This is a genomic window from Humibacter ginsenosidimutans, assembly GCF_007859675.1.
Classification (GTDB): Bacteria; Actinomycetota; Actinomycetes; order Actinomycetales; family Microbacteriaceae; genus Humibacter; species Humibacter ginsenosidimutans.
On the sequence record NZ_CP042305.1, the window covers coordinates 82,626 to 108,822 of the forward strand.

General features: G+C 69.1%; 25 protein-coding genes and 1 pseudogene. 19 read left to right on the forward strand and 7 right to left on the reverse strand.

Features of this window, described 5'->3' with window-relative positions; genetic code table 11:
• Positions 1-18 precede the first annotated feature (18 nt).
• On the reverse strand, positions 19-1,305 hold the full coding sequence (locus FPZ11_RS00405) for a uracil-xanthine permease family protein (protein WP_146317425.1): 1,287 nt from the start codon (positions 1,303-1,305) through the stop codon (positions 19-21).
• A gap of 160 nt (positions 1,306-1,465) precedes the next feature.
• Between FPZ11_RS00405 and FPZ11_RS00410 the strand changes: the two genes are divergently transcribed.
• From FPZ11_RS00410 to FPZ11_RS00425, 5 genes are all read left to right on the forward strand, one after another.
• The gene (locus FPZ11_RS00410; RefSeq protein WP_146317427.1) at positions 1,466-2,902 is read left to right on the forward strand and encodes an NCS2 family permease; all 1,437 of its coding nucleotides are present in this window, start codon (positions 1,466-1,468) and stop codon (positions 2,900-2,902) included.
• A gap of 232 nt (positions 2,903-3,134) precedes the next feature.
• Positions 3,135-4,064, forward strand: a complete 930-nt coding sequence (locus FPZ11_RS00415) for an aldehyde dehydrogenase family protein (RefSeq protein WP_367889419.1) — start codon at positions 3,135-3,137, stop codon at positions 4,062-4,064.
• Positions 3,985-4,527 (forward strand): aldehyde dehydrogenase family protein, encoded by a 543-nt coding sequence (locus FPZ11_RS20195; RefSeq protein WP_367889420.1) that lies wholly within the window; start codon positions 3,985-3,987, stop codon positions 4,525-4,527. Before FPZ11_RS00415 ends, FPZ11_RS20195 begins: the two co-directional genes overlap by 80 nt.
• Positions 4,528-4,679: 152 nt before the next feature.
• Positions 4,680-6,164 carry an aspartate ammonia-lyase gene (locus FPZ11_RS00420; RefSeq protein WP_146322588.1) on the forward strand — a complete coding sequence of 495 codons (1,485 nt, stop codon included), beginning with the start codon at positions 4,680-4,682 and terminating at the stop codon, positions 6,162-6,164.
• A gap of 88 nt (positions 6,165-6,252) precedes the next feature.
• Positions 6,253-7,185: an alpha/beta fold hydrolase gene (locus tag FPZ11_RS00425; RefSeq protein WP_246846430.1), complete on the forward strand. Its 933-nt coding sequence runs from the start codon at positions 6,253-6,255 to the stop codon at positions 7,183-7,185.
• An 18-nt stretch (positions 7,186-7,203) separates the two neighbouring features.
• Here FPZ11_RS00425 and FPZ11_RS00430 read toward each other — a convergent pair whose 3' ends face one another.
• Positions 7,204-7,974, reverse strand: a complete 771-nt coding sequence (locus FPZ11_RS00430; protein WP_146317429.1) for a glycosyltransferase family 2 protein — start codon at positions 7,972-7,974, stop codon at positions 7,204-7,206.
• A gap of 169 nt (positions 7,975-8,143) precedes the next feature.
• Here FPZ11_RS00430 and FPZ11_RS00435 point away from each other — a divergent pair, with 169 nt between their 5' ends.
• On the forward strand, positions 8,144-9,526 hold the full coding sequence (locus tag FPZ11_RS00435; protein WP_146317431.1) for an FAD-binding oxidoreductase: 1,383 nt from the start codon (positions 8,144-8,146) through the stop codon (positions 9,524-9,526).
• Complete coding sequence (locus FPZ11_RS00440) at positions 9,523-10,644, forward strand: PrsW family intramembrane metalloprotease (protein ID WP_146317433.1); 1,122 nt, start codon at positions 9,523-9,525, stop codon at positions 10,642-10,644. Before FPZ11_RS00435 ends, FPZ11_RS00440 begins: the two co-directional genes overlap by 4 nt.
• A gap of 157 nt (positions 10,645-10,801) precedes the next feature.
• Here FPZ11_RS00440 and FPZ11_RS00445 read toward each other — a convergent pair whose 3' ends face one another.
• Positions 10,802-11,158 carry a carboxymuconolactone decarboxylase family protein gene (locus tag FPZ11_RS00445; RefSeq protein ID WP_146317435.1) on the reverse strand — a complete coding sequence of 119 codons (357 nt, stop codon included), beginning with the start codon at positions 11,156-11,158 and terminating at the stop codon, positions 10,802-10,804.
• Positions 11,155-12,423, reverse strand: coding sequence for a multidrug effflux MFS transporter (locus FPZ11_RS00450; RefSeq protein WP_146317437.1), 1,269 nt, complete (start codon positions 12,421-12,423; stop codon positions 11,155-11,157). The genes FPZ11_RS00445 and FPZ11_RS00450 overlap by 4 nt, the downstream gene beginning before the upstream one ends.
• 125 nt (positions 12,424-12,548) lie before the next feature.
• Between FPZ11_RS00450 and FPZ11_RS00455 the strand changes: the two genes are divergently transcribed.
• From FPZ11_RS00455 to FPZ11_RS00470, 4 genes and pseudogenes are all read left to right on the forward strand, one after another.
• Positions 12,549-13,451 carry a helix-turn-helix domain-containing protein gene (locus FPZ11_RS00455; protein ID WP_146317439.1) on the forward strand — a complete coding sequence of 301 codons (903 nt, stop codon included), beginning with the start codon at positions 12,549-12,551 and terminating at the stop codon, positions 13,449-13,451.
• Complete coding sequence (locus FPZ11_RS00460) at positions 13,448-13,858, forward strand: (R)-mandelonitrile lyase (RefSeq protein WP_146317441.1); 411 nt, start codon at positions 13,448-13,450, stop codon at positions 13,856-13,858. The genes FPZ11_RS00455 and FPZ11_RS00460 overlap by 4 nt, the downstream gene beginning before the upstream one ends.
• 64 nt (positions 13,859-13,922) lie before the next feature.
• Positions 13,923-14,297, forward strand: a pseudogene (locus FPZ11_RS19655) (aldo/keto reductase); the annotation flags it as partial.
• A gap of 288 nt (positions 14,298-14,585) precedes the next feature.
• Entirely contained in the window at positions 14,586-14,960 is a 375-nt protein-coding gene (locus tag FPZ11_RS00470) for an FKBP-type peptidyl-prolyl cis-trans isomerase (protein WP_146317443.1), read from the forward strand.
• 69 nt (positions 14,961-15,029) lie between these two features.
• Here the strand turns inward: FPZ11_RS00470 and FPZ11_RS00475 are convergent, their stop codons facing one another.
• Entirely contained in the window at positions 15,030-16,361 is a 1,332-nt protein-coding gene (locus FPZ11_RS00475; protein WP_246846431.1) for an MFS transporter, read from the reverse strand.
• Between the two features lie 93 nt (positions 16,362-16,454).
• On the opposite strand from FPZ11_RS00475, the gene FPZ11_RS00480 reads away from it, so the two are divergent.
• The 4 genes from FPZ11_RS00480 (at position 16,455) to rpsO (ending at position 19,947) form a co-directional block, all read left to right on the forward strand.
• Positions 16,455-16,982 (forward strand): adenine phosphoribosyltransferase, encoded by a 528-nt coding sequence (locus FPZ11_RS00480; RefSeq protein ID WP_146317447.1) that lies wholly within the window; start codon positions 16,455-16,457, stop codon positions 16,980-16,982.
• A 138-nt stretch (positions 16,983-17,120) separates the two neighbouring features.
• Positions 17,121-18,653, forward strand: coding sequence for a carboxylesterase/lipase family protein (locus FPZ11_RS00485; RefSeq protein WP_210415926.1), 1,533 nt, complete (start codon positions 17,121-17,123; stop codon positions 18,651-18,653).
• Between the two features lie 178 nt (positions 18,654-18,831).
• A complete protein-coding gene (locus FPZ11_RS00490; protein ID WP_146317449.1) occupies positions 18,832-19,545 on the forward strand; it encodes a hypothetical protein in 714 nt (237 codons plus the stop codon).
• 132 nt (positions 19,546-19,677) lie between these two features.
• The gene (rpsO, locus tag FPZ11_RS00495; protein WP_146317451.1) at positions 19,678-19,947 is read left to right on the forward strand and encodes a 30S ribosomal protein S15; all 270 of its coding nucleotides are present in this window, start codon (positions 19,678-19,680) and stop codon (positions 19,945-19,947) included.
• 258 nt (positions 19,948-20,205) lie between these two features.
• Here the strand turns inward: rpsO and FPZ11_RS00500 are convergent, their stop codons facing one another.
• Positions 20,206-20,928 carry an MBL fold metallo-hydrolase gene (locus FPZ11_RS00500; protein ID WP_146317453.1) on the reverse strand — a complete coding sequence of 241 codons (723 nt, stop codon included), beginning with the start codon at positions 20,926-20,928 and terminating at the stop codon, positions 20,206-20,208.
• A 114-nt stretch (positions 20,929-21,042) separates the two neighbouring features.
• Between FPZ11_RS00500 and FPZ11_RS00505 the strand changes: the two genes are divergently transcribed.
• The 4 genes from FPZ11_RS00505 to FPZ11_RS00520 all read left to right on the forward strand — a co-directional run bounded on the left by FPZ11_RS00505 (position 21,043) and on the right by FPZ11_RS00520 (position 25,234).
• Positions 21,043-21,609: a TetR/AcrR family transcriptional regulator gene (locus FPZ11_RS00505; protein ID WP_146317455.1), complete on the forward strand. Its 567-nt coding sequence runs from the start codon at positions 21,043-21,045 to the stop codon at positions 21,607-21,609.
• Between the two features lie 135 nt (positions 21,610-21,744).
• Positions 21,745-22,893: a pyruvate dehydrogenase (acetyl-transferring) E1 component subunit alpha gene (gene pdhA, locus FPZ11_RS00510; protein ID WP_146317457.1), complete on the forward strand. Its 1,149-nt coding sequence runs from the start codon at positions 21,745-21,747 to the stop codon at positions 22,891-22,893.
• Positions 22,890-23,873, forward strand: a complete 984-nt coding sequence (locus tag FPZ11_RS00515) for an alpha-ketoacid dehydrogenase subunit beta (RefSeq protein ID WP_146317459.1) — start codon at positions 22,890-22,892, stop codon at positions 23,871-23,873. The genes pdhA and FPZ11_RS00515 overlap by 4 nt, the downstream gene beginning before the upstream one ends.
• The gene (locus tag FPZ11_RS00520) at positions 23,870-25,234 is read left to right on the forward strand and encodes a dihydrolipoamide acetyltransferase family protein (RefSeq protein WP_146317461.1); all 1,365 of its coding nucleotides are present in this window, start codon (positions 23,870-23,872) and stop codon (positions 25,232-25,234) included. The genes FPZ11_RS00515 and FPZ11_RS00520 overlap by 4 nt, the downstream gene beginning before the upstream one ends.
• A 239-nt stretch (positions 25,235-25,473) precedes the next feature.
• On the opposite strand, the gene FPZ11_RS00525 is transcribed toward FPZ11_RS00520, so the two are convergent.
• Entirely contained in the window at positions 25,474-26,106 is a 633-nt protein-coding gene (locus FPZ11_RS00525) for an SACE_7040 family transcriptional regulator (protein ID WP_146317463.1), read from the reverse strand.
• Between the last annotated feature and the right edge of the window lie 91 nt (positions 26,107-26,197).

A 26,197-nucleotide genomic window follows, 5' to 3' on the forward strand; every position in this document is an offset into this window, starting at 1 on the left:
CGACTCCGTCGCCGCAGCTCAGTCCGTGCCGCGCACCCGCCCGATCGCGTTCATCAGGTGGTAGATGACGATCGCGGCGACGGTGCCGAGCACGATGCCACCGAGCTGGATGCCCGTCTTTCCGCTTCCGATGGTCCACGTCAGGTTGCCGACGCCGATGACGAGTGCGACCGCCGCCGTGAACTGGTTCTTCGGCTTCGAGAAGTCCACCTTGTTGTCCAGCCAGATCTTGATGCCGACGACGCCGATCAGACCGTAGAGCGCGAGGGTCGCACCACCGAGCACGCCGGCCGGGATGGTGTTGAGCACCGCCCCCACCTTGGGCGAGAGCCCCAGCAGCACCGCGACGATGCCGGCCACCCAGTACGCCGCCGTCGAGTACACCTTGGTCGCGGCCATCACGCCGATGTTCTCGCCGTACGTCGTGGTGCCCGATCCGCCGAAGAATCCGGCGAGCGTTGTGGCGAGGCCGTCCGCGAGCAGCGCCCGACCGGTCAGCACGTTGACGTCCTTGCCCGTCATCTGCGTGACGGCACGGATGTGGCCGACGTTCTCGGCGATCAGCACGAGCACGACGGGCAGGAAGACGAGCAGGAGTCCCCAGAGCGAGCTGTCCGTGAACGGGTTCTTCGGCAGGGTGAACGTCGGCAGCCCGACCCAGGCGGCCTTCGCGACGGGCGCGAAGTCGACGGCCCCGAGCAGCACCGCGGCGATGTATCCGACCACGACGCCCACGAAGATCGACATGCGCCCGAGCATCCCTCTGAACAGCACGGTGCAGAGGATGATCGCAGCCAGCGTGATGACCGCCACCAGCGGCGAGGTGCTGAAGTTCGTCACAGCGGCCGGCGCCAGGTTGAACCCGATCAGGGCGACGATGGCACCGGCCACGATCGGCGGCATCAGTGCGTCGATCCATCCGGTGCCGGTCCAGATGACGATTCCGCCGACGATCGCGAGCAGGATGCCGACGGCGAGGATGCCGAACAACGCCCCGCCCATACCGTGCTCGGCCGTGGCCGCGGTGATGGGCGCGATGAACGCGAACGACGAACCCAGATAACTCGGCAGCCGGTTGCCCGTGATGAGCAGGAACGCGATGGTGCCGATGCCGGAGAACAGCAGCGTCGTCGACGGCGGGAAGTGCGTGAGCAGCGGCACCAGGAACGTCGCACCGAACATCGCCACGACGTGCTGCGCACCGATGCCGATCGTGCGCGGCCAGGTGAGTCGCTCGTCGGGCGCCACAACGGTGTCGGGGCGAATCGTCTTGCCGTCGCCGTGCAGGGTCCAGAGGGTCGCCATCGGTGCTCGCTTCGTAGGGTCTCGGGTCGGGAGAGAATAGGACGCGCTGCGGGAATCGCCACGGTCTCGGAGGCGATGCTAGCGCTCTCTGGCAGTTGCCTGACAATATCGTCTCGACGCCTCGCGTTCACCCTTCATTCGCACGATCGGAGACCCGTCCATGTCCGATACCGAAACCCAGGCCGACGTCGAGGCGCCCAGCCGTCTCAACGCGTTCTTCGAGATCTCCAAACGAGGATCAACGTGGTGGCAGGAGGTGCGCGGCGGCCTCGTGACCTTCGTCACCATGGCCTACATCATCGTGCTGAACCCGATCATCCTGTCGGGCAGCAAGGATGTCTCCGGCCACGTCCTGCAGTTCACCCAGGTCGCCGCCGTCACGGCGCTCACCGCCGGCGTCATGACCATCCTGTTCGGCCTCATCGCTAGGCTGCCGTTCGCGTTCGCCGCCGGCCTCGGCATCAACTCGTTCCTCGCGGTGAGTGTCGTCGGTCAGGTCACGTGGCCAGAGGCCATGGGCCTGGTGGTGATCGACGGTCTGATCATCGTGATCCTGTCGGCCACCGGCTTGCGGCGCCTCATCTTCGACGCCGTTCCGTATTCGCTCAAGATCGCCATCACTGTCGGAATCGGTCTCTTCATCGCGTTCATCGGCCTCGTGGATGCCGGTTTCGTCACCACGACGAAGCTCGCCTCCCCGCCGATCGGCCTCGGCGTCGACGGCTCGGTCGGCAGCATTCCGACGGTCGTCTTCGTGCTCACCCTGCTGATCACGGGCATCCTCGTCGCGCGCAAGATCAAGGGCGCCATCCTCATCGGCCTCGTGGGAGGCACGATTCTGGCCGTGATCGCGCAGGCCATCTGGAACCTGGGCGCGCAGCCGAAGGACCCGACGGGCTGGAACCTGAACATCCCCGAGATCACGAACTGGGTGTCGCTGCCGAACTTCGGCCTGGTCGGCCAGGTGAGCTTCGACTTCAGCAAGCTCGGCGCACTGACGGCGATCATGCTCGTCTTCACCCTGGTGTTCAGCAACTTCTTCGACGCCATGGGCACCATGACCGGCCTGTCGAAGGAGGCCGGACTGGCCAAGGACGACGGCACGTTCCCTCGCCTGCGCAGCGCGCTCATCGTCGAGGGTGTCGGCGCCGTCGCCGGCGGTCTGACCTCGAGTTCCTCGAACACGGTGTTCATCGAGTCCGGCGCCGGAATCGGTGAAGGCGCGAAGACCGGTTTCGCCAACGTGGTCACGGGCGGCCTCTTCCTGCTCGCGATGTTCTTCACGCCGATCGCGCAGATCGTGCCCTCCGAAGTCGCGGCCGCCGCGCTCGTGATCGTCGGTGCGCTGATGATGTCGCAGATCCGCAGCATCGACCTCACCGACTTCTCTGTGCTGCTGCCGGTGTTCATGACGGTGGTGATCATGCCCCTGACCTACTCGATCGCGAACGGCATCGGTGCCGGGTTCATCACCTGGGTGGTCGTGCAGGCGTTCTCCGGCAAGGTGCGCTCGATCTCGCCGCTGCTCTGGATCGTCGCCGCCGGATTCGCGATCTACTTCGCCCGCGGCCCCATCGAGGCGCTGTACACCCATTGAGTTCCGCCTCTGGAGGGTGCGATGTGAATCTCGCGCCCTCCAGGACGACGCTCGCACGGGCGAGCAGCAGAACCCCGCACACTCGGGCGAGGAATCTCGCGCTCTCGGTATGGAATCCCGCGCTCTCGGGACGGGAGACCAACACTCTCGGGATGGCGAACCCGCACCCTCGGCGGAGGGGACGCGCTGGCGCGCCGCGACTTGGTCAGGCGACCAGCACTACCATGTGCGCATGACTTCTGACGACATCGCCGGCATCGTGGCCGAGCGACGCCGGGCCTTCGAGGCCGGCATCACCAAGCCGCTGGCTTGGCGCAGGCAGCAACTGAACGGCATCCGCCGCATGCTCGAAGACCACAGCGCCGAGTTCGAGGCGGCCGTCGCGGCCGACCTGCACCGCAACCCCACGGAGACGCAGCTGGCCGACGTCAACGTCGTGCTGAGCGAGGTGGCGCACGCCCTGCGCCACCTCAAGTCGTGGGCCGCCCCGAAACGGGCATCGCTGCCCCTTGCGCTGCAGCCGGCGAAGGGCTGGGTCGTGCGCGAGCCGCTCGGCGTCGCGCTCGTCATCGCACCGTGGAACTATCCCATCCAGCTGCTGCTCGGTCCCGTCGTGGCGGCCATCGCGGCGGGCAACGCCGTCGTGATGAAGCCCAGCGAGCTCGCCCCGGCCACGTCGGCGGTGTTCGCGAAGCTCGTGCCCGACTATCTGGATGCCCGTGCCGTCGCCGTCGTCGAGGGTGCCGTCGAGGAGACCACGGCTCTGCTCGCCAAGCGCTTCGACCACATCTTCTACACGGGCGGTGCGCGGGTCGGCCGCATCGTCGCCGAGGCGGCGGCGAAGCACCTCACGCCCATCACGCTGGAGCTGGGTGGCAAGTCACCGGTCTACGTCGACGACTCCGTCCACCTCGAGACGGCTGCCCGCCGCATCGCGTGGGGCAAGTACTTCAACGCCGGCCAGACCTGCGTGGCTCCCGACTACCTGCTGGGCACTCGCGAGGTGCTGGATGCCGTCGTGCCGCTCATCGAGAAGGCCGTGCGCGAGTTCTACGGGAGCGACCCGCAGGCATCCGGCGACTATGCGCGCATCGTCAACCCGGGACGTTTCGACGCGCTGGCCGGCATGCTCGGCGACGGCACCGCCGTGCTGGGGGGGTAGGTCAGACGCCGCCGACAAATACATCGAGCCGACGGTTCTCACCGATGTCGCCGAGGACTCCAGGGTGATGAGCGAGGAGATCTTCGGACCGATCCTTCCCGTGATCGCGGTCGACGGACTCGACGACGCCATCCGCCGCATCACCGCGGGGGAGAAGCCGCTCGCGCTCTACGTGTTCTCGAACCGCGACGAGGTGCGCAAGGCGTTCCTGCGTCGCACCTCGTCGGGCGCCGTCGGGTTCAACGCCGTGATGATCCACCAGACCGTCGGCGGGCTGCCGTTCGGCGGTGTCGGTGAGAGCGGCATGGGCAGCTACCACGGCGAGTACGGCTTCGTCACGTTCAGCCACGAGAAGGCGGTGCTCAGCAAGCCGCTGAAGCCGGAATCGCTGGCGATGATCTTCCCGCCGTACACGCGTCGGGTCGACTCGATCGCCAGGGGTCTCATGCGCAAGCTGTCCTGAACCCGGTGCCGACCGCGTCGGTCCGGCCGACGCTCAGGATGCGCGCACTCGCCGCCGCGTAGAGTCGTCGGCGTGGCGCGACGATGCGCCTCAGAAAGGCCCAGGTCGTGACCGCGACGCGAGAGATCCCCGTTCAGCAACCCGACTCCATCATGTCCCCGCCGCAAGGTTGGGAGGCCGCATCAGGTGATTACCGCACCGAGACGGACTCCCTGGGGGAGCGTCGAATTCCCGCAGACGCGTACTGGGGTGTACACACCTCTCGCGCTCTCGAGAACTTCCCGATCGCTCACCGTCCCATCTCGGTGTATTCGACCTTCATCGACGCCCTGGCGATGGTGAAGCTCGCCGCCGTGCGGGCGAACATCGAGATCGGCGCCATCGACCCGCACAAGGGGCGGCTCATCGAGCAGGCCTGCCTCGAGCTGCTCGAAGGCAGGCTGCACGACCAGTTCGTGGTGGGCATCATCCAGGGCGGTGCCGGCACCTCCACCAACATGAACGCGAACGAGGTGATCGCCAACCGCGCCCTCGAACTGGGCGGTTGGCAGAAGGGCGACTACGCCCACATCCACCCGATCGACGACGTCAACCGCAGCCAGAGCACCAACGACACGTACCCGACGGCGGTGAAGATCGCGCTGTCTCTGCTGCTTCGTTCCCTGCTCGACGAGCTGTGGGCGCTGCGCGAGTCGTTCTCGCGCAAGGGCGTCGAGTTCAAGAACGTGCTCAAGGTCGGCAGAACGCAGCTGCAGGATGCCGTGCCCATGACGTTGGGACAGGAGTTCCACGGTTTCGCGACCACGCTCGGCGAGGACTACGAGCGTCTCAAGGAGACCATCTGGCTGCTGTCGGAGATCAACCTCGGCGCCACCGCCATCGGCACCGGCATCACCGCCGACCCGCGCTACGCGGCGTCGGCTGTGCACCACCTCAACCTCATCACGGGCCTCGATCTCGAGAGCGCCCCCGACCTCATCGAGTCGACGAGCGATGCCGGGGCGTTCATGTCGTTCTCCGGGGCGCTCAAGCGCAGCGCGGTGAAGCTGTCGAAGATCTGCAACGACCTGCGCCTGCTCTCGAGCGGACCGCAGGCGGGCCTCGGCGAGATCAACCTTCCGCCGCGCCAGGCCGGCTCCAGCATCATGCCTGGCAAGGTGAACCCGGTCATCCCTGAGGTCGTCAACCAGGTGGCGTTCAGCATCATCGGGGCGGATGCCACGGTCACCGCCGCCGCCGAGGGCGGCCAGCTGCAGCTCAACGCGTTCGAGCCGGTGATCGCGAACTTCCTCCTGCAGTCCATCACCTGGCTTCGTCAGGCGTGCCTGACGTTGCGCGTGAACTGCATCGACGGCATCACGGCCAACACGGAACGTCTCGAGACGATGGTCGGCTCCAACGTCGGCGTGATCACCGCGCTGACCCCGCACATCGGCTACGCGGCTTCCGCCGCACTCGCCAAGACGGCACTGCTGACCAACCGCAGCGTCGCGGACCTCGTGGTCGAGGCCGGCCTCATGCCGAGAGACAGGGTCATGAAGCTGCTCTCGCCCGCGCGACTGAGCGGCATCGAGACCATCACGACGTCGATCCCCGTGGTGCCGGACCACCACGGCAACCCCGACGCCCGGCTCTGATCCGCGGCGGGCGCGCCGCAGGTGGCGTGCCCGCCGCGGCCGCCGCGGCCGTGACGCACCGGTGACGCAGCGGCAATAGGGTGGACGCGTGCTGACCGATGACGACCGCGGAGCCGGGCCGCGGGCATCCGACGACGATCACGCACGCGATCGCGCGGTGCGGGCGGATGCCGCGCTCGGCGAGATCGAGTGGGCGCAGCCGCCCGAAGGCACGATCGTCGGCCGGTTCGAGGCGCCGAGCGGAACGCTGGCCATGTGGTCGATGGGGGACCACGAGCATCCACCCGTCGTGCTCGTGCCCGGTGTGACGGGGTCGAAGGAAGACTTCGCGCTGCTCGGTCCGCTGCTCGTGCAGGCCGGGTATCGCGTTGTGAGCTACGACCTCGCCGGTCAGTACGAATCGGCGGATGCCGGCCCGGGCGCCGGAGGCGGCTACGACTACGACCTCTTCGTCGACGACCTGCTTGCGGTCCTCGCCTCCAGCGGCGCGGCGCACCTGCTCGGCTACTCGTTCGCGGGAACGGTGGCGCAGCTGGCATCGGTGCGGCGTCCCGACCTGGTGCGCAGTCTCACGCTGCTCACCGCGCCGCCACTCGTCGGCCAGGTCTTTCGCGGTGTGCGCGCGATCGGCCCGCTCAGCAGGGTCACCACTGCACACCAGGACGCCGGCTTGATGATCTGGGGCGTGGTCACCAACAAGAACAAGGTGGGGCCGAAACGGCTGCGATTCGTGCGCGACCGCTTCGAGAAGACCACGCGGGAATCGGTCGACGGCATCATCGCCCTGATGCGCCGCACGCCCGACGTCGCGGCCGAGCTGCGCGCGCTCGACCTTCCGATCCTCGTCGCCACGGGAGAGCACGATCTGTGGCCGGTGCAGCTGCACGCCGCTTTCGCGCAGCGGTTGGGCGCGAGCCTCGCGGTGTACCGCACGGGACACAGCCCGTGCGAGACCGCGCCGCATCAGCTGGCGTACGACATGCTCCGGCTGTTCGCGCACGCCGAGTCCGAGGCATCCTGAGCCTCCGCGGTCTTCTGGTCAGACCGTGCTCGTGGCGTTGCCGTCGTCGGCGTGACGCTCGCGCAGGTAGCGCTCGCGCTCGTCCCTGATGCGCCACGGCGAGGCCTGCGGCCAGTTGAGCCGGAACGTGAGGAACGCCCAGCCGAGCCGGCGTCCGAATCCCCGCCAGGTCGAGAACGGCCTGGCCGAGATGCCGACGCGGAGCGTGTCGTCGACCTGCACGATCACGTCGGGCGGCAGGTTGAGGCTGAGGTCGAGATCGTCGTGCACCCGGCGCGTGCCGCTGTGCACCGAGCCTCGTACGCGCCGCCACACCTCGCGTCGCATCGCGAAGTTGGAGCCGAAGATGGGGCCGTTGTCGAGCCAGAGGCTGCCGAACCAGAAGTAGCCGCCGAGATAGAGGTTCTCGCCGAGCCAGGTGATGAGCGGATTGCCGTCGTAGAACTCGCCGGGGCCGGTGAGCACACCGACCTCCTGCGCCACGGTCAGCTCGGCCTCGATGTGGGCGAGCCAGTCGGCGGGCGGCCTCGAGTCGGCGTCGAGCCGGGCGATGATGTCCGACGAGGCCGCGTCGTAGCCCGCCGACGCGGCGGGGAAGATGCCGCGCACCGGCTGCACGATGACGCGTGCGCCGAACGACCGCGCGACGTCGGCGGTGTCGTCGGTGCTGGCGTTGTCGACGACGATGATCTCGTCGGCCCGCCGCAGCTGCGTCGTCAGCCGATCGAGGCACTCTCTGAGCATCGGCGCATCGTTGTAGGAGGGGATCACCACGGAGATCGTGGACACGGTGTGCAACACTCCTTCACCGGCAGACGACCGGTGGTGCGTGCCTGCCGACACACGATCCTACGCGTAAGATTCCGGTGCGCGTCGGCGGTCCCCGGGCAGGTCTCAGGGCCGGTGAGAAGGGGACGTTCCCGCGCGCGACAGCGGCTACGACACGACGAGGAGACGCATGCCCGACCCCATCGCACGTCTCGCAGCAGAGCTGGGAGACGCGTTCACCACGCAGCAGGAGCTGCTCGAGGATGCCCGCGCCGACCGGTCGGGCTGGGTGTCGGCATCCGCCCCCCTCGGCGTCGTGCGGGCGCACACCGTCGAGCAGGTGCAGGCTGCTCTGCGCATCGCGACCGAGCTGCGTCTTCCCGTCGTCCCGCGTGGCACGGGGACCGGTCTCGCGGGCGGTGCGACGGGAAGCTCGGGCGAACTGGTGATCGACGTGTCGGCGATGAATCGGATTCTCGAGATCAGACCAGACGACGAGCTCGCCGTGGTGCAGCCCGGCGTCATCAACGCCGACCTCGATGCGGCCCTCGAGCCGCACGGCCTCTGGTTCGCGCCTGATCCTGCGAGCAAGAACATCGCGAGCATCGGGGGCAACATCGCCACCAACGCGGGCGGACTCCTCTGCGCGAAATACGGTGTGACCAGGGAGTCGGTGCTCGGGCTTCAGGTGGTGCTCGCCGACGGCAGGCTGCTGCGCATCGGCCACCGCACGGTGAAGGGCGTCACCGGCTACGACCTCACCTCGCTCTTCATCGGGTCGGAGGGCACGCTCGGCATCATCGTCGAGGCGACCGTGCGCACGCTGCCGCGCCCGTCGCACGAGCCCACGACCCTGGTCGGGGTGTTCCCCGGCGTCCGCGAGGCCGCGTCGGCCTCCGCGGCGATCACGGCGGCGCGACTGCGACCTGCCATGTGCGAGCTCGTCGACGCGGCGGCGCTCGCCGCCGTGCGCGACCATCTCGGCGAGGCCGCCGTCGACGCGAACCCGCTGCTCGGCGACCGCACGGCGGGCGCCTCGCTCATCGTGCAGTTCGACGACGCCGATGCCGCCGACCGCGCCGATGCCGCCGCCGAGCTCATGCGCGCCTTCAGCGGCATCGCGCAGGTGTCCTCCGACCGCGAAGAGAGCGAGCGACTGCTCGAGCTGCGCCGGGCGTTCCACCCGTCACTCGAGGCTCTCGGCGAGGTGCTGATCGAAGACGTGGCCGTGCCGCGCTCGAGGTTGGCCGACATGTTCGACGAGATCGTGCGCATCCAGAACGAGTACGGCGTGAGCATCCCGACCGTCGCGCATGCCGCTGACGGAAACCTGCACCCGAACTTCGTCTACGAAGGGGGAGAGGTGCCGGAGCACGTCTGGGCGGCGGCGAACGAACTGTTCACGACAGCGCTCCGCCTCGGCGGCACGCTCACAGGTGAGCACGGGGTCGGCCTGCTCAAGCGGCGCTGGCTCAGGGACGAGCTTGGCGACGACTCGTTCGAGCTGCAGCGCGGCGTGAAGGCGGTCTTCGACCCGCTGGGCATCCTCAATCCCGGCAAGGTCTTCGCATGAGCGGGTTCACTCCGGGCGCGTTGCCGCCGGTGCCGCCGCGACCCCGGGCGAAGACGAGCACCATCGTGTGGACGATCATCGGGCTCATCCTGCTGGTGCAGCTGCTCGTCGTGGTGTTCGCGTACCTGGTGCTCGCCCTCGGTGCGGGCCTGGTGGCACTGAGTTCGCTGCTCGCGCTGATCCCGTTGGCGATCGTGCTGCTCACCGCCACCTGGATCGACGCCTGGGAGCCCGAGCCGTGGGCGGCCAAGCTGTTCGCGCTGCTCTGGGGAGCGGCGGCGGCGATCACGATCGCCCTGCTGTTCGACCTCGGTCAGCACCTCTTCACGACCATCCCCGAAGACTCGATGCTCTCCTCCGTCGTGCGTGCCCCGCTCGTGGAGGAGTCCGCGAAGGGGGCGGCGCTGCTCATCCTGGTCTTCGCGGCGAGACGCACGTTCGACGGACCGATCGACGGCGTCGTGTATGCCGCGTTCACCGCGGGCGGCTTCGCCTTCGTGGAGAACATCCAGTACTTCGCAACCGCCATCTACGAGGGCGGTGCGGGCTCTGCCGCGACCGTGTTCGTGCTGCGCGCCCTCTTCTCGCCGTTCGCTCACGTGCTCTTCACGTCGTGCACGGGTGTGGCGCTGGGGCTCGCCGCGCGGCGGCGCGGGGTGTGGCGCATCCTCGGGGCCTTCGTCGTCGGGGTGGCGTGCGCCGCCGTGCTGCATGCGGTGTGGAACTTCGCGGGCTACGTCGGTTTCTGGGGCGTCTACCTGCTCTTCGAGCTGCCGCTGTTCATCGCCGCCGTGGTCGCCGTCGTGCTTCTGCGTGTGCGGGAACAGCACCTCACCCGCGATCGCCTCGACGACTACGGCAGGGCCGGCTGGTTCTCGTATGCCGAGGTCGGGCTCTACGGCACCCGTGTCGGGCGCCGTCGCATCAGGGCGTGGGCGCGAGGAAAGGGCGGTGAGGCCCCGGGCGCCGTGCGATCGATGATCCGCGTCACGACACGGCTGGCGATGGATCGTCAGCAGATCATCGACGGTTCGGCGGATCCCGCCACCGCTGCAGACGAGGCAGCCCTGCTTGCCGAGACCACGGCGCTGCGCTCACGGTTGCACGCCATCGGCTGACGAAGAAAAACTCATCGCTCGGTGGTGCGGCACTGCCGGCAGCCGAATCCGAGCGATGAGTTGGTCTTTACCCAGGGTGCAATGCCGGACGCCGTATTGCAAGCATTTCGCCGATTCGTGTCGTGTGGAGAGCGGTCGCCTGCGGCGCCTCGCCCGGTCAATCCCGTTCGTTGTCGGCGGAGCTGTCGGCAGTGAAGACATTTCTGGCGACCGTCATGGCACTCATGCCGTTGGGCCAGCCGGCGTAGAACGCGAGCTGCAGGATGGCCTCCTTCAGCTCGTCCTCGGTGACGCCGTTCTGCCGTGCGAAGTCGAGATGGAAGGCGAGCTGGTCGGCCTTGCCCATCGCGGTGAGTGCGGCGACCGTGACGAGGCTGCGGTCGCGCTTGGAGAGCCCATCGCGCTCCCACACCTCGTCGAAGAGCACACGGTCGGTGTAGTGCACCATGCCGGGGGCGAAGTCTCCGAAGGCGCGTGCGCCGCCGCTCCACCCTGTGTTCGTGTTCTCTGTCATGCCGGATCTCCTTGTCTGATCGGGGTGGTGCGCGAAGGCTGCGCGGTGCCGGCGCGGCCGAGGATGAGGAAGGCGGCCAGCGCGAGCACGACGCTGGAGAACGTCACGATGCCCAGCGGGAGCGCGGTGCCCTGCGGACCGAGGCCGACGAGTGGCGCCGAGATCGCACCGAAGAGGTAACGCGCGACGCCGAGCAGAGAGGCTGCCGTGCCCGCGATGTGCGGATACCGGCGCAGCGCGAGAGCCGTCGCGGGCGGCGTGGTGGTGGCGACGCCGCTGACCATGAGCAGGAGCGAGAGGATGACGCCGATCGCAGGCCAACGCAGCAGTCCCGTCATCACGAGTCCGGTGCTGCCGACCACGCAGAGCGCCAGCCCGACGCCGACGACGAGGCGCTCTCCCCACCGCTCCGCCGCGCGCCCCGCGAGGAATCCGCACACCATGAACCCCGTCGAGTTGAGGGCGAAGGCCAGGGAGTAGCCCTGCGGAGTCAGCCCGTAGACCTCCTGGAGCAGGAATGTCGCGCCGGAGAGGTAGGCGAAGATCGCGGCGTTCAGGAACGCGCCGAGCAGCAGCATCCCGAGAAAGAGACGATCGGAGAGCAGGGCGGCGAACGAGCGTGCGACGCCGTGGAGACCGTGCGTGCTGCGCTGCTCGCGGGGCAGTGTCTCGCGGAACAGCACGAACCCGGCCGTGAGGATGAGCGCACCGACGATGCCGAGGAACACGAAGACGCCGCGCCAGTCGACGGCGGAGGCGAGCAGACCGCCGATCACCGGACCGACGATCGCTGCGAGGCCGGCGATCACCGTGAGCCTTCCGTAATAGCGGATCAGCGTGCCGCCGACGTAGAGGTCGCGGCCGGTGGCCTGGGCGATCACGATTCCGACGCCGCCCGCGAGGCCCTGCAGAAGCCGCAGCAGCACGAGAACCGTCACGTCCGGGGCGGCGGCGCAGAGCATCGAGGCGATCACGAACAGCGCGACGCCGGCGATCATCGGCCGTCGCCGGCCGAACCGGTCGGAGAGCGGACCCGCGATCACCTGCCCGAACGCCAACCCGAGCAGGCACGCGGTGATGGTCAGCTGGGCGGCAGACGTGGTCGACTGCAGCTGGTGAGCCAGTTGCGGAAGCACGGGAAGGTAGAGGTCCATCGAGATCGGCCCGAACACGGCCAACAGGCTGAGCACCACCGAGACTCCGACGCCGGCGGCGCCGTGCGCCCGCGGCGGTGCGTCAGCGCCGTGCGGTTCGTCGTTCGGCATGCTCGCACCTTTCGTTCGAGGGATGCCCTCAGCAAACGACGCCTCCACCGCTTCAGGGAGTCTCCGGCATGAGGTGTACCGGCAGGGCATCCCTCGGCGCGCTCCGACGGCGTACCGTCGTGGCCGTGGACAACCGAACCGAAGTGCGCGACTTCCTCACCACGCGTCGCGCCCGCATCACCCCGGAACAGGCGGGGCTGATCGGCGGCGGCAATCGCCGTGTCGCGGGGCTGCGGCGCAGCGAGGTGGCGATGCTCGCCGACGTGAGCATCGAGTACTACTCGAAGATCGAGCGCGGAAATCTGGCGGGCGTCTCGGGCTCCGTGCTCGAATCCATCTCCAGGGCGCTGCAACTCGACGACGCCGAGCACGAGCATCTCTTCGATCTCGCCCGCGCGGCAAGCGAGTCCGGCGTCGTCGCCCCGCAGCGCAAGCCCAAGGCGTGGCATCCGCGCGAGGGTCTGCAACTGGCTCTCGACGCCATCACGGCTGGGCCTGCGTTCGTGCGCAACGGGCGCATGGACATCCTCGCGACGAACGCTCTCGGTCGGGCCTTCTACGACTGGGTCCTCGACGGACCGGGGCGTGGCAATCTCGCCCGCTTCAACTTTCTCGACACCCGGTCCACCGAGTTCTATCCCGATTGGGATGCCGCGGCCGATGTGAGCGTCGCGATCCTGCGCACCGAGGCTGGACGCACTCCGCGCGACAAGCACCTCCACGACCTGATCGGGGAGCTGTCGACGCTGAGCGAGGACTTCCGCGCCAGGTGGGGTGCGCACAACGTGCGCAGGCACGGCAGCGGAACCAAGAACTTCCGCCACCACGTCGTCGGAGACCTCACCCTCACCTACGAGGGACTCGAGCTGACGGCGGAGCCGGGGCTCTCCTTGCTCATCTACACCGCGGAGCCGGGGTCGCCCTCCGCCGAGAACCTCGCCCTTCTCGCGAGCTGGCAAGCGACCGGTGGGCGGCAGCCGACCGTGCGAGACGGGGCGATCGAGAAACCGAAGGAGAGACACGCATGAATCTCGAGCCGAAGCCGGCCACGAACAAGGGCTCGGACGACTGGTTCAACGGTGACGTGTACGTCGACCCGATCGCGATGCCGAAAGACGGCGACCAGCGCATGATCGTCAGCCGCGTGCGGTTCACGCCGGGTGCTCGCACGGCCTGGCACGCGCACGGTCGCGGTCAGACGCTGCACATCACGGAGGGCGTGGCGCTGATCGGCACGCGAGACGGCACGGTCATCCGCGCCACTCCCGGACAGACGATCTACACGCCGCCCGGGCAGGAGCACTGGCACGGCGCCACGCCGGACGACTTCATGGAGCACTTCGCCATGCTCGAGGATGCCGCAGGCTCGGACGCGCGCGACGGCTGGTACGAGCACGTCACCGACGAGGACTACGACGCGGCGGCGGGAGCCTGAGATGCACACCAGAACGCTGGGCCGGGGCCTCGTCGTCTCGGCGGTCGGCCTGGGCTGCATGGGCATGTCGCAGAGCTACGGGCCGAACCCGGGTGACCGGGACGACATGATCCGGGTGCTGCGCTCCGCGATCGACGCCGGTGTCACGTTCTTCGACACGGCGGAGGCGTACGGTCCGTTCGTCAACGAGGAGCTGGTCGGCGAGGCTCTCGCGCCCGTGCGCGACCAGGTGGTCATCGCGACCAAGTTCGGATGGCGGTTCGGCGACGGCGGACTCGCCGGGCTCGACAGCAGGCCGGAGCACATCAAGGAGGTCGCCGAGGCATCCCTGCGTCGTCTGAACACCGACGTGATCGACCTCTTCTACCAGCACCGCGTCGATCCGGAGGTGCCGATCGAGGATGTCGCGGGTGCCGTCGGCGAGCTGGTGCAGGCAGGCAAGGTGCGGCACTTCGGTCTCTCCGAAGCGGGAGCCGCCACCATTCGCAGGGCCGATGCGGTCTTCCCCACGCATCCGGAAGAACGCTGGCTCCACCCGCGTGTCGCTGTCGGCCGACGAGCTCGCCGATCTCGATGCCTCCGCCGACCGCATCGGCGTGCACGGAGCCCGATACGGTCAGCAGCACCTGGGCTACGTCGGCCGATAGCGTTCCGGCCCGTCGCGATCGGGTGCGCTCGGCCGTCCCACGGCTTTGACCTGACGGGGCGCGTGCCGTTGGATGGTGTGATGAGCGATTCGCAGAAGACCAAGCCCGAGATCGACGCGCCTCAGGGCCCCGCGCCCGAGGAGCTCGTGATCGTCGACCTCGTCGAGGGCGACGGCGCAGAGGCGGCGCCCGGTGCCTCCGTCGACGTGCACTATCTCGGCGTCGACTACGACTCCGGCGAGGAGTTCGACTCCTCGTGGAGCCGTGGCCAGTCCATCCAGTTCCCGCTGAGCGGCCTGATCCAGGGCTGGCAGGACGGCATCCCCGGCATGAAGGTCGGCGGCCGTCGCCAGCTGACCATCCCGCCGCAGCTCGCCTACGGCCCGGCGGGCAGCGGTCACCCGTTGGGCGGCAAGACCCTGATCTTCGTGATCGACCTGCTCGACGTCAAGTAGTCGTCGGTGCCGCACGCTCTTCGACGGGCGGCGGCGTTCGATCGAACGAGTGCGATGCACCCGGAGCCCTCACGGCACCGGGTGCATCGCGTCGTAGTGGCGGAAGGTGCGCTGCACGCGCATCAGCACCGCGACGAGGGTGATGATGACCAGGCCGCCGAACGCCATCGGAAACCACAGCGCCACGAGAGCGGTCGCCACGCCCGCGTAGAGGTCGCCGACACGCGGCCCCCCGGAGACGACGACGGTGAACACTCCCTGGATGCGCCCGCGCATGGTGTCGGGCGTGGCCGACTGCAGAATGGTCTGCCGGAAGATCGCCGACACGTTGTCCGCCGCTCCCGCACCGGCGAACAGCACGCAGGCGATGGCGATCGCGGCGACCTGAGGATGCCCGGCGTCTCCGCTCCCGAACCACCCGGTCGAGAGCACCCCGAGTTCGACTCCGAACGCGAGGGTGAACGCGCCGTACACGATCACCGAGCGCCCCACGGCGAGTCCCTGCATGCGCACGTGCCCGAGTGGACCCGAGAACACGCTGCACACCAGTGCGCCGATCGCGAACGACGCGGTGAGCACACCGACGGTGATGGCTCCGCCGCCGAGCAGCAGGGCTCCCGCCGCCGGCAGCATGACGCGCGGCTGACCGAACGTCATGGCGATGATGTCGACGATGAACGACATGCGCACGTTGGGAGCGCGCCGCAGAAATGCCAAGCCCTCGCGCAGTGATTCCCATCCGGGCCGCGCCGCGTCTCCCTCTGGCACGATCGAGGGAAGCGTCGCGATGCCCAGGAACGCGAACACGAAGAGCACGACGTCGACCGAGTAGGTCCACCCGAACCCGACGGCCGCGACCAGCACGCCTGCCAGCGCCGGCCCGACGGTGACCATCACGCCGGTCGAGATGCCGCCGAGGGCGGACGCGGCGGGCAGCAGCTCGCGGGTGAGCAGCCTGGGGTAGATGGCCATGCGGGTCGCGCCGATCACCGTCGCCGCCACGGAGTTGAGGGTGGCCAGCAGATAGAGCAGCCACACGTTGTCAACGTGCAGCCAGGCCAGCAGGGCGATCGTGAAGGTCGAGCCCCACGCCACGATCGCGGAGAGCAGCGCGACGAGCCTGCGATCGAAGACGTCGGCGAGCATGCCGCCATAGATGCCGAAGAACACCATGGGGACGAGCGCGAACAGAGCGACGCCCGAGACCGCGAGCGTCGAGTGCGTGAGGTCGTAGACCTGCAGCCCGATCGCGACGATCGTCATCTGCCCGCCGATGCCGGAGATCGCGCCGCCGAGCCACAGCCGGGCGAAGGGTGGACTCTGCCTCAGCGGGGCAAGATCCACGAAGACCGACCGGCGAGGAGAAGCGGGTCTGTCGTCCTCGGGATTCTCATGCGGCACGGAGTCCGACGCTAACACGCCGCTCCCGTGCGCTCGGAAGCCGTGCTCGTGGCTGCTCCGAGCCGGCCGCGGACCGCGCACGCGTAGGGTTGCCTGGTGAGTCACGCGCGTGAGCAACTGGATCGTCTGCTGGTGAGTGTTCCCGACTTTCCGGAGCCGGGCATCCTGTTCCGAGACCTGGCACCCGTGTTCGCCGACGGGGATGCCTTCCATGCCATCGTCGACGACCTCGCCTCCCGCTTCGCGGGGCAGTTCGACGCCGTGGCGGGCGTGGAGGCCAGGGGATTCGTGCTCGCCGCCGCTGTGGCCTACGCGGCATCCGCGGGCGTTCTCGTCGTGCGCAAAGCGGGCAAGCTTCCCGGCGAGGTTCTGAGGGAGACCTACGACCTCGAATACGGCTCGGCGAGCCTCGAGCTCGAACCCGACCGCCTGCCGGTGGGATCGCGCGTGCTCGTGCTCGACGACGTGCTCGCCACCGGGGGAACGCTCGCCGCCTCATCGCGTCTCATCCAGAGGGCGGGCTACTCCGTGGTGGGCTTCGGCGTCGTGCTCGAACTGGGGGAGCTCGACGGGCGAGCGCGGCTCGGCGACGTGCCGACCTACAGCATCGCCTCCCTCTGACCGGCTCATGACCGGCGCGCGGCTGCTGCCGGCCCGGCTTGATGGCGAGACTCCGTCGAGTACGCGCCGCGCGGGTCCGAGACGAATTCACCCGCACCGTGCGGTACCCGGTGCGCACCGCGTTCTACGCTGAAATCCGTGAGCGCGACCGATGAGCTGGTCGTCGAGGCGGCACGGCCGGAGCCGGTCGTCACGACGGTCCACGGTGCCGTGCGGGGCGAACGCAGGGGCGAGACCTTCGCGTTCAAGGGCATCCCCTATGCCGCACCGCCCGTCGGGCCTCTGCGTTTTCGGGCGCCCGTAGAACCCGAGTCCTGGCACGGTGTGCGGGACGCCACGGAGTTCGGTCCGATCGCCCCGCAACCCATTCAGAGCTATCTCGGGTCGCATCCTCGGCCGATGAGCGAGGACTGCCTCTCGGTCAACGTCTTCACGCCGGAGCTCGGGGGTGCCGGCCTGCCGGTGATGGTGTGGGTCCATGGCGGCGCCTATCACCTCGGCTCGTCGGCCGATCCCATGTACGACGGATCCCGGCTGGCGGAACGCGGCGTGGTGGTCGTGACCTTCAACCATCGCATCGGACCGCTCGGCTACATCGACCTCTCCTCGTTCTCCCGCGGCGACGAGGTGTTCGAGAGCAACGTGGGTCAGCGCGACCAGCTCGCGGTGCTCGCCTGGGTGAGGGACAACATCCGGGGCTTCGGCGGCGACGCCGACCGGGTGACGTTGTTCGGCGAGTCGTCCGGCGCCGGCGCCGTGACCACCATGCTCGCGACCCCGAGCGCCGGAGGCCTGCTGCACGCGGCGATCGCGCAGAGCTCCCCGGTCGGCAGTGTGTACACGCAGCAGACCGCTCGCAGAGCAGCCGAGCGGTTCCTGCAGCGGCTGGATGTCGCGCCGGACCAGGTGCATCGGCTGCGGCGGCTGCCCGTCGGCGCGCTCGTCGAGGCGTGCACCCAGCTCATCGCCGAGACGAGCACGATCGAGCCCGGCACGATTCCCGTCGCCCCGGTCGTCGACGGCGATCTGGTGCCCGAGTACCCGCTCACCGCCATCGCGCGCGGGGATGCGCTGCGAATCCCGCTCGTCATCGGATCGAACCGCGACGAGGCGATGCTCTTCAGGCTGTTGCGCTCGCCGATCGTGCCCAACTCGTCGACGGCGGTGCAGCTGATGGTGGAGCGGCTCGGCACGCCGGAGGCGCTCGCCGTGCCGTCCGGATACCGCGGCTACCCGCGGTTGCGCTCCGCGCTGCGGCTCTCCACGGATGCCGCCTTCCGCATGCCGTCGGTGTGGGCGGCGTCAGGGCACAGCCGCTTCGCCCCGACCTGGCTCTACGAGTTCGACTTCGCGCCGCCGCTGCTGCGAGCGACGGGCATCGGGGCGGTGCACGGCGCCGAGCTGCCGCACGTGTTCGGCACGCCGGTTCCGCGCCTGCTCTCCCTCGGCGCTGAGTCATCGGGACGCCGGCTGACGGAGCGCGTCCAGTCGCGATGGACGACCTTCGCGAGCATCGGCGATCCGAACCCCGCAGGGCTCGACCCGTACTGGCCCCGCTACGACCCGGAGCGACGTCTGACCTATGTGTTCGGCGCGCGCGACCGTGTCGTCGCCGACCCGCACGGTGACGTGCGGCGTGCGTGGGGCGAGAGCATCATCGCCTTCCGGTGACCGGGCGGCCATCTCCGCGCGCCTGCGCGCGGCCCGACCCCATTTGCGAGCCGTCTGCGTGCTGCGCGGCACGCGAGACCGCACGGCTCCGCCCCCGAACAGGGCAGGTAGTGTCGAACGGGTACGCGAACGACGTGTGGTCGAACGTGCTTCTGTTCGACGCGAGAGGAGACGGCCTGTGACGCCGACGAGGAAGACGAGTCCGCGAACCGAGCCGCAAGACGCTCCGGTCGATGAGGAGTTCGCGGTGGCATCCGAGGAGGAGCCGGCCGGCTCGGCCGACGCGAGCGGCGGGCAGGGCGATGCGGGGCATCCTCAGCACGACGGTGCAGGGGAGCAGGCGGTGGAGCAGGGGCCTCTGACGGCGACGCAGCTCCTGAACGACCCGCTGCTGGGCACGCACGACGAGATCATCGCCGACCTCGGCCTCAAACTTCGCTGGGCCGCCATCGGCTATGCATCGCTCGGCATCATCGCCTCATGGCTGGTCGCCGCCCAGGTGGGCATGGCCACCAAGAACGCCGCCGTCTTCGGCTGGGCCGTCGCCGCGACGGTGCTCGTGCTGGCCGGGGCGGTCTGGTATTTCGCGGATGTCTCGACCCGCTTCGCCTCCGTCGCCTCGTATCGCAAGGGCAAGACCCCCCAGGCCATCGCTCGTCTCGACCGCGGGGCCATCGTGGGACTCTACGGCGCGATCGGTGCATGGATCGGCGTCGCGCTCGGCGTTCTGGTGCTCGTCAGCGGGACGGTCACGGCCGTGCTGACGCTGGCGTTCAGCGCGAGCGGCTGGGTGTGGTTCTTCGGCGCGGTGCCTGTCGTGCTGCTCTATCTCTACACGTTCGCGCTGCTTCACTACCGGCTCGTGGAGAAGGCTCGCGACGCCGTCGCCTGACCCTTGCCCATGGTTCGGGGCCCTCGTCCGGCCTGCTAGACTCTTCAGGTTGCCGTCAGAACGGCCGCGGAAAAAGAGCGCCCGGGCATGAGGCCCGCGGCACCGCGCAGCGAGAGAAAGGGGATCGAATCTATGGCACTCGATGCAGATGTCAAGAAGGCGATCATCGAAGAGTACGCAACCCACCCCGGTGACACCGGATCCCCCGAGGTTCAGGTCGCGATCCTGACCAAGCGGATCAAGGACCTCACCGAGCACCTCAAGGAGCACAAGCACGACCACCACTCGCGTCGTGGTCTGCTGCTGCTCGTGGGTCAGCGCCGCCGCCTGCTGGGTTACCTGCAGGAGATCGACATCAACCGCTATCGCTCGCTCATCGAGCGTCTCGGCCTGCGCCGATAGAAGCGGAGTCGAGAAGGCAGCTTCTTCGCTGACAACGCGAACTTCTTGCCTCGGACGGCCCGTCATCTTCACGGTGGCGGGCCGTTCAGGCATTTCCCCACCTTCGCCGTGGTCGTGCCGCAGACAGCGCCCGGCAGACTCCCTCGTCAGCGGCCGAGCGCGGGAGTACAGTGAGCCGCCGCACCGGCTCCCGTGTCGTCGCCCGGCTCGAGGAAAGCCGGCGGCACGGGACAGCCGAGCGACTCTGCCCGTGTCGAGTCAGCGGCGCGGCGCGTCGGCGGCCGTGAGTTCGGCCGCGATCTGCTTGGTGCCGCGGTTCCACGGCGTGCCGTGGCCGGGGAGCACCCAGGTGGCATCGATCGAGGCGAGCTTGGCGTGGGAGGCTCGGGCGGCATCCACATCGTCGGTGAACGGTGCGGGTCCCGGACCTCGGCGTCCGGTCAGCACGTGCCTGGTGGTGAGGGCGTCGCCGACGAAGACGGCGTCGACCGACGGCACGACGATGGCGACGCTGCCTGCGGAGTGTCCGGGGAGGGAGACGATGCGCGGGTTGCCCGGCAGGTCGAGCACGTCGCCGTCGTGCACGGGCACGACCTCTGTGAGGTACTTCGTGCGCATGCCGCCCTTGCGGAGCGCGTACCACATGAATCGAGCGGTGGCTCCGATGCGCATGGTGCCCCACTCGGGATGGCTCGCGACCTCGCCGCGGGCGCGTGCGGCATCCGCTTCGTGCACGTAGACGGGGATGCCGCGCTCGGAGCGCAGTCGTTCCGCGTAGCCGATGTGGTCGGTGTCGCCGTGCGTGAGCACCACACCGCGGATGTCCGCCGCGTCTCTTCCCATCGCCTTCAGTTCGCGCAGCAGATCGGCGTATTGCCCTGCGATGCCGGCGTCGATGAGCGTGAGCCCGCCGTCGCCCTCGACGAGGTAGGCGGCGATGATGTCGTTTCCGACGCGGTGCAGACCCGGTGCGAGTTGCATGGCCATGTCCTTTCGGGGGCGGTAAGGTTGTGATGGCTACGATAGTTAGCCATGATGGCTACTGTCAATAGCCATTGAGTGAATGCGCACGACGACGAAGAACACGGGGGAAGCATGCCTGCACCGAATCGCACGACGAACGACGAGATCGTCGCGGCAGCGCGCCACCTGGTCGAGGACGGAGGCCAGGATGCCCTGACCATGCAGGCCGTCGCCGCTGCGGTCGGCGTGCGCGCGCCTTCGCTCTACAAGCGGGTGCAGAGCCGGGAGCAGCTGCTCGGTCTCGTGGTGTCGGAGGCCGCGACCGACGTCGCCGTGCTGCTGGAGGGCGTCGAGAAGGAGGGCGAGGAGGAGCCACGAGCGCAACTGGTCGCCCAAGCCTGCGCGCTCCGCGGGTTCGCGCATCGGCATCCTCACCTCTTCGGCCTGCTGTTCGGCCCGCTGCCCGATGCGGCTCGCCCGCCGCGCGAGCTGCTGGCCAGGGCGAGCGCTCCCGTTGTGCGCGCCGCGGAGAAGCTCGCGGGAGCGGAGCACGCGCTCGAGGCCGCCCGCACCGTGACGGCATGGGCGTTCGGCTTTCTCACCATGGAGCTCGCAGGGGCGTTCCAGCTCGGTGGCGAGCCCGACGCGGCGTTCGCCTTCGGGGCCGCCGCCGTTGCCGGTGCCGTCGCCCGATCCTGACGCTGCTCGCAGCGCGGCACTGGTCCGCGACGGGGCCGCCGTCGTAGTCTGGCTGAGACGCGTGGCAACGGTGCCGCGCGGGCCGGCCAGCCACAAGCATCCGCCGGTCACGAACGATGAAGGCTGCGTACAACGATGCTCACCATCCGTCCTGATACAGGCACGTCCACCCGAGAAGACCAGCTCGCGAGGCTGATCGCTCCTGACGGGCAGCGTCTCAACGATCCCGATCTGGATCCGTGGGTCGCCGATGTCTTCGAGCCCCAACTGCTCGGCCTGTACGAGGACATGGTGGTCGCCCGCCGCATCGACACCGAGGCCACCGCGCTGCAACGCCAGGGCCAACTCGTGCTGTGGCCGCCCCTGATCGGCCAGGAGGCAGCTCAGATCGGATCGGCCCGTGCCCTCCGGCCGGACGACTTCGTGTTCTCCAGCTACCGCGAGAACGCCGTCGCCTACGTGCGCGGAGTGTCGATGACCGACATGGTGCGCGTGTGGCGCGGCTCGCAGTTCTCGGGCTGGAACCCGTTCGACGTCGGCATGGCCACCCCGACGGTCATCATCGGGGCGCAGACGTTGCACGCGGTGGGATACGCCATGGGCGTTCAGCGCGACGGCGCGGATGCCGCGTCCATCGCCTACTTCGGCGACGGCGCGACCAGCGAGGGCGACACGAACGAGGCGCTGGTGTTCGCTGCGGCATACGGCGCTCCCGTCGTGTTCTTCTGCCAGAACAACCAGTACGCCATCTCGGAGCCGGTCGGGCTGCAGGCGCGGCGTCCGATCGCGGACAGGTCGCCGGGCTTCGGCATCCCGAGCCTGCGCGTCGACGGCAACGACGTGCTCGCGGTGCTCGCGGCGACGCGCATGGCCCTCGACCACGCACGCACGGGGACGGGGCCGATGTTCATCGAGGCCGTCACCTACCGCCTGGGCCCGCACACCACCTCCGACGATCCGACCCGTTACCGGGACTCCGACGAGCTCGCGCAGTGGCGTGCGCTCGACCCCGTCGAGCGCACGAGGGCCATGCTCGAGTCCTCCGGCTACCTCACGGAGGAGCGCGCGGCGGGCGTCGCGGCGAGGGCCGATGCCGTGGCCAGGGAGTTGCGCGAGGGATGCCTCGCCCTGCGCCCTCGAGACCCGCTCACCATCTTCGACGACGTCTACGCCGACGTGCCCGAGTCTCTGCGGCGGGAGCGTGACGCGTACGCCGCCTACCTCGCGTCGTTCGACGGCGCCGACGGCATCGGGGTCGGCGAGGGAACGGGGGCGGCACGATGACGGAGCTCACGCTCGCGAAAGCCATCACGACCGGACTGGCGGATGCCCTGGCAGCCGACGACAAGGTCATGCTGCTCGGCGAGGACATCGGCAAGCTGGGCGGGGTCTTCCGCGTCACCGACGGGCTGCAGGCGCAGTTCGGCCCGGAACGCGTGCTGGACACACCGCTCGCAGAGGCCGCCATCATCGGTACCGCCGTGGGGCTGGCCTATCGCGGCTACCGTCCCGTGTGCGAGCTGCAGTTCGACGGCTTCGTCTTTCCGGGCTTCGACCAGGTCGTCGCCCAGGTGGCGAAGATGAGGTACCGCACGATGGGTGCCGTGCCGATGCCGATCACGATCCGGGTGCCGTTCGGCGGCGGGATCGGGTCGGTGGAACACCACTCGGAGTCGCCGGAGGCGTACTTCGCGCACACGCCGGGCCTTCGGGTCGTGGCGTGCTCGAACCCGCAAGACGCCTACTCGATGATCAGACAGGCGATCGAGTGCGACGACCCGGTGGTGTTCTTCGAGCCGAAGCGCAGGTACTGGTCGAAGGGTGACGTCTTGCCCGATGCGGCAGACGAGCTCTCCCTGGAGCGGGCGCGTGTCGTGACGGCAGGCACCGACGTGACGCTCGTGACCTACGGTCCGCTGGTGCAGACGGCGATGGATGCCGCGCTCGCCGCGGAAGACGAGGGCGTCTCGGTCGAGGTCGTCGACCTGCGCTCCCTCGCGCCGCTCGACGAGGAGGCGATCACGGCATCCGTCAGCAAGACCGGACGCCTGGTCATCGCCCACGAGGCACAGCGATTCGGCGGACTCGGCGCGGAGATCGCAGCGATGGTCACCGAGCGCTGCTTCGACACGCTGCTCGCGCCGCCACTGCGCGTGACGGGCCACGACATCCCGTACCCGCCCTCGGAGCTGGAAGATCACTACCTCCCCGACCTCGATCGCTTGCTCGACGCGGTCGACCGCGTGATGGGGGTGCGGGTGTGAGCGTCGAAGAGTTCGCCCTGCCCGATCTGGGCGAGGGCCTGACGGAGTCCGATCTCGTCGCCTGGCGCGTGACAGTCGGAGACGCGGTGGAGCTGAACCAGATCATCGCCGAGGTGGAGACGGCCAAGGCCCTGGTCGAAGTGCCGTCGCCGTATGCGGGTGTCGTGCGCGAGCTGCACGCCGAGCCGGGGGAGACCCTCGAGGTGGGCGCGCCGCTGATGTCGTTCGAGGTCGACGGTGACGGAGCGGATGACGAGGCACTCGTCGCCGAGGCGGTGGGTGTCGGCGCCGCGCGCGCCGAGGCGTCGGGTCGTCCCGTCGTCGGCCACGAGAACGGGCGGCCGATCGTCAGGAGCGGGTCGACAGCGACCGTCACGGATGCCGTCGACGTGCCTGTGGCCGGTGCCGACGTCGCGGACGGCGACGACGTGGCACGTGACGACGGCCCCGACGGCGACGCGGATCGGCACGCGGGGCCGGCGGAAGAGGAGCGCCACGAGGTGCTCGTCGGCCGCGGTCCGAAGGCACGCTCGGCGAAGCGTCCGCAGCGCAAGCCGCGTACGGGGCGACTCACCGAGCCGGTGGCGTGGGTGCGGCCGCACGGGGTCGGCCGAGGCGCATCCGAGCCCGAGCAGGGCGATCGGGGCGACGGAACACGCGATGAAGGAGAGACGCGAGAGCTCGCGACCGGAGTGCGACGCCGCACGGCGGAGGCGATGGTGCGCAGCGCGGCCGTGCCGCAGGTGACGGAGTTCCTCACCGTCGATGTGACGCGGAGCATCCGTCTGCTGAAGCGGCTCGCCGAGACGAAGGAGTTCCGCGACCGGCGCCTCACGGTGCTCACTCTCGCCGCGAAGGCGCTGAGCCTCGGGCTCGCTCAGACGCCGGAGGCGAACTCGCGCTGGGACGACGCCACGGGTGAGATCGTGACGCCCGCCGGTGTGAATCTCGGCATCGCGGTGGCGACCTCGCGTGGCCTGGTGGTGCCGAACATCCGCGATGCGTCGACGCTGAGGATGCCCGAGCTCGCCGACGCGCTCACCTCGCTCGCCGAGCGCGCCAGGGCCGGCCGCGCGACGCCCGCGGAACTCACCGGTGGCACGATCACGATCACGAACGTCGGAGTCTTCGGCGTGGACGCAGGCACCCCGTTGCTCAACCCGGGGGAGACCGCGATCCTCGCGCTCGGGGCCGTGAACCGGCGCCCGTGGGAGCACAATGGTGCGGTGCGCCTCCGGCAGGTCATGACGTTGAGCCTCACGTTCGACCACCGGGTGATCGACGGCGAGCAGGGCTCGAGGCTGTTGCGCGACGTCGGCCGCATCCTCGCGGATCCGGCGAGTACTCTCGCCCTCGCCTGAGCCGAGCGCTCAGCCACAAGACCACGGTCCCCGGGTGAGCCGGAGCAAGCCGGCGCGCACACATCTCACCCGGGGACCGTGCACTTTGTGTTGCCTCTCACCCCGCCGTGGGTTGAGGAGCACGCGAAGCGCGCGTCTCGAAACCCGCCCACGTCCGGGCTTCGAGACGCGGGAGGCCGCGCCGCTCGCTCCTCAATCCACGTGAGCAGCGTCGGCTCGACCCACGGTCGAAGCGTCGGTTACGGCACCAGGCAGCTCAGCGCCATCTCGCGCAGCAACGCGCCGACGACGGCACGCGGAGGCCGGCTCTGCGTGTGCGCCCTGCTGGAGTGCGGTGTGGAGTTGATCAGGCCGAACACGGCGTGCGCGCGCACCCGCAGCGAGCGGCGGTCCTCGTCTCGCAGCCGCTCGAGCACGTCGACCCACAGTTCGACGTAGGTGCGCTGCAGGGTGCGCACGCGGTTCGCGTCGGCTGCGGCGAGGCTGTCGAGGTCGCGATCCTGCGCACGGATGACGTCGGGCTCGGTCAGGGCGAAGTCGACGTGGAACGCGATGAGCGACTCGAGAGCTGTGCGCGGCGTCGCGGCATCGGCGACGCAGTCCCTGCCCCCGGCGAGAAGACCTTCGCTCACGTCGATCAGCAGTGCGGCCAGCACGGCCTGCTTGTTCGCGAAGTGCCGATAGACGGCGGGGCCGCTGACCCCCGCCGCCGCGCCGAGGTCTTCGATCGAGACGCCCGCGAACCCTCGCTCGGCGAACAGGCGAGCTGCGGCATCCAGGAGCGCCTCTCTGCGGTCGGCCTTGGCCTTGCGCCGGGGCGTCTCCGGCGTCGGGTCCTCGTCGTCGTCGGCGTGCTGGATGCCGGTGTTCATACCGACACACTAGACACTTCGGTTAATGATCGCTAACCTGAATTTCGGTTAGAGAACATTAACCGAAGAGCACGGCGAGCAGATCAAGCGG

Excerpts from the sequence above, each read along its gene's own strand:
- FPZ11_RS00405 (WP_146317425.1), bottom strand. The coding sequence starts at position 1,305 with ATGGCGACCCTCTGGACCCTGCACGGCGACGGCAAGACGATTCGCCCC.
- FPZ11_RS00410 (WP_146317427.1), top strand. The coding sequence starts at position 1,466 with ATGTCCGATACCGAAACCCAGGCCGACGTCGAGGCGCCCAGCCGTCTC.
- FPZ11_RS00415 (WP_367889419.1), top strand. The coding sequence starts at position 3,135 with ATGACTTCTGACGACATCGCCGGCATCGTGGCCGAGCGACGCCGGGCC.
- FPZ11_RS20195 (WP_367889420.1), top strand. The coding sequence starts at position 3,985 with ATGCGCGCATCGTCAACCCGGGACGTTTCGACGCGCTGGCCGGCATGC.
- FPZ11_RS00420 (WP_146322588.1), top strand. The coding sequence starts at position 4,680 with ATGTCCCCGCCGCAAGGTTGGGAGGCCGCATCAGGTGATTACCGCACC.
- FPZ11_RS00435 (WP_146317431.1), top strand. The coding sequence starts at position 8,144 with ATGCCCGACCCCATCGCACGTCTCGCAGCAGAGCTGGGAGACGCGTTC.
- FPZ11_RS00440 (WP_146317433.1), top strand. The coding sequence starts at position 9,523 with ATGAGCGGGTTCACTCCGGGCGCGTTGCCGCCGGTGCCGCCGCGACCC.
- FPZ11_RS00445 (WP_146317435.1), bottom strand. The coding sequence starts at position 11,158 with ATGACAGAGAACACGAACACAGGGTGGAGCGGCGGCGCACGCGCCTTC.
- FPZ11_RS00450 (WP_146317437.1), bottom strand. The coding sequence starts at position 12,423 with ATGCCGAACGACGAACCGCACGGCGCTGACGCACCGCCGCGGGCGCAC.
- FPZ11_RS00460 (WP_146317441.1), top strand. The coding sequence starts at position 13,448 with ATGAATCTCGAGCCGAAGCCGGCCACGAACAAGGGCTCGGACGACTGG.
- FPZ11_RS00470 (WP_146317443.1), top strand. The coding sequence starts at position 14,586 with ATGAGCGATTCGCAGAAGACCAAGCCCGAGATCGACGCGCCTCAGGGC.
- rpsO (WP_146317451.1), top strand. The coding sequence starts at position 19,678 with ATGGCACTCGATGCAGATGTCAAGAAGGCGATCATCGAAGAGTACGCA.
- FPZ11_RS00500 (WP_146317453.1), bottom strand. The coding sequence starts at position 20,928 with ATGCAACTCGCACCGGGTCTGCACCGCGTCGGAAACGACATCATCGCC.
- FPZ11_RS00505 (WP_146317455.1), top strand. The coding sequence starts at position 21,043 with ATGCCTGCACCGAATCGCACGACGAACGACGAGATCGTCGCGGCAGCG.
- pdhA (WP_146317457.1), top strand. The coding sequence starts at position 21,745 with ATGCTCACCATCCGTCCTGATACAGGCACGTCCACCCGAGAAGACCAG.
- FPZ11_RS00515 (WP_146317459.1), top strand. The coding sequence starts at position 22,890 with ATGACGGAGCTCACGCTCGCGAAAGCCATCACGACCGGACTGGCGGAT.
- FPZ11_RS00525 (WP_146317463.1), bottom strand. The coding sequence starts at position 26,106 with ATGAACACCGGCATCCAGCACGCCGACGACGACGAGGACCCGACGCCG.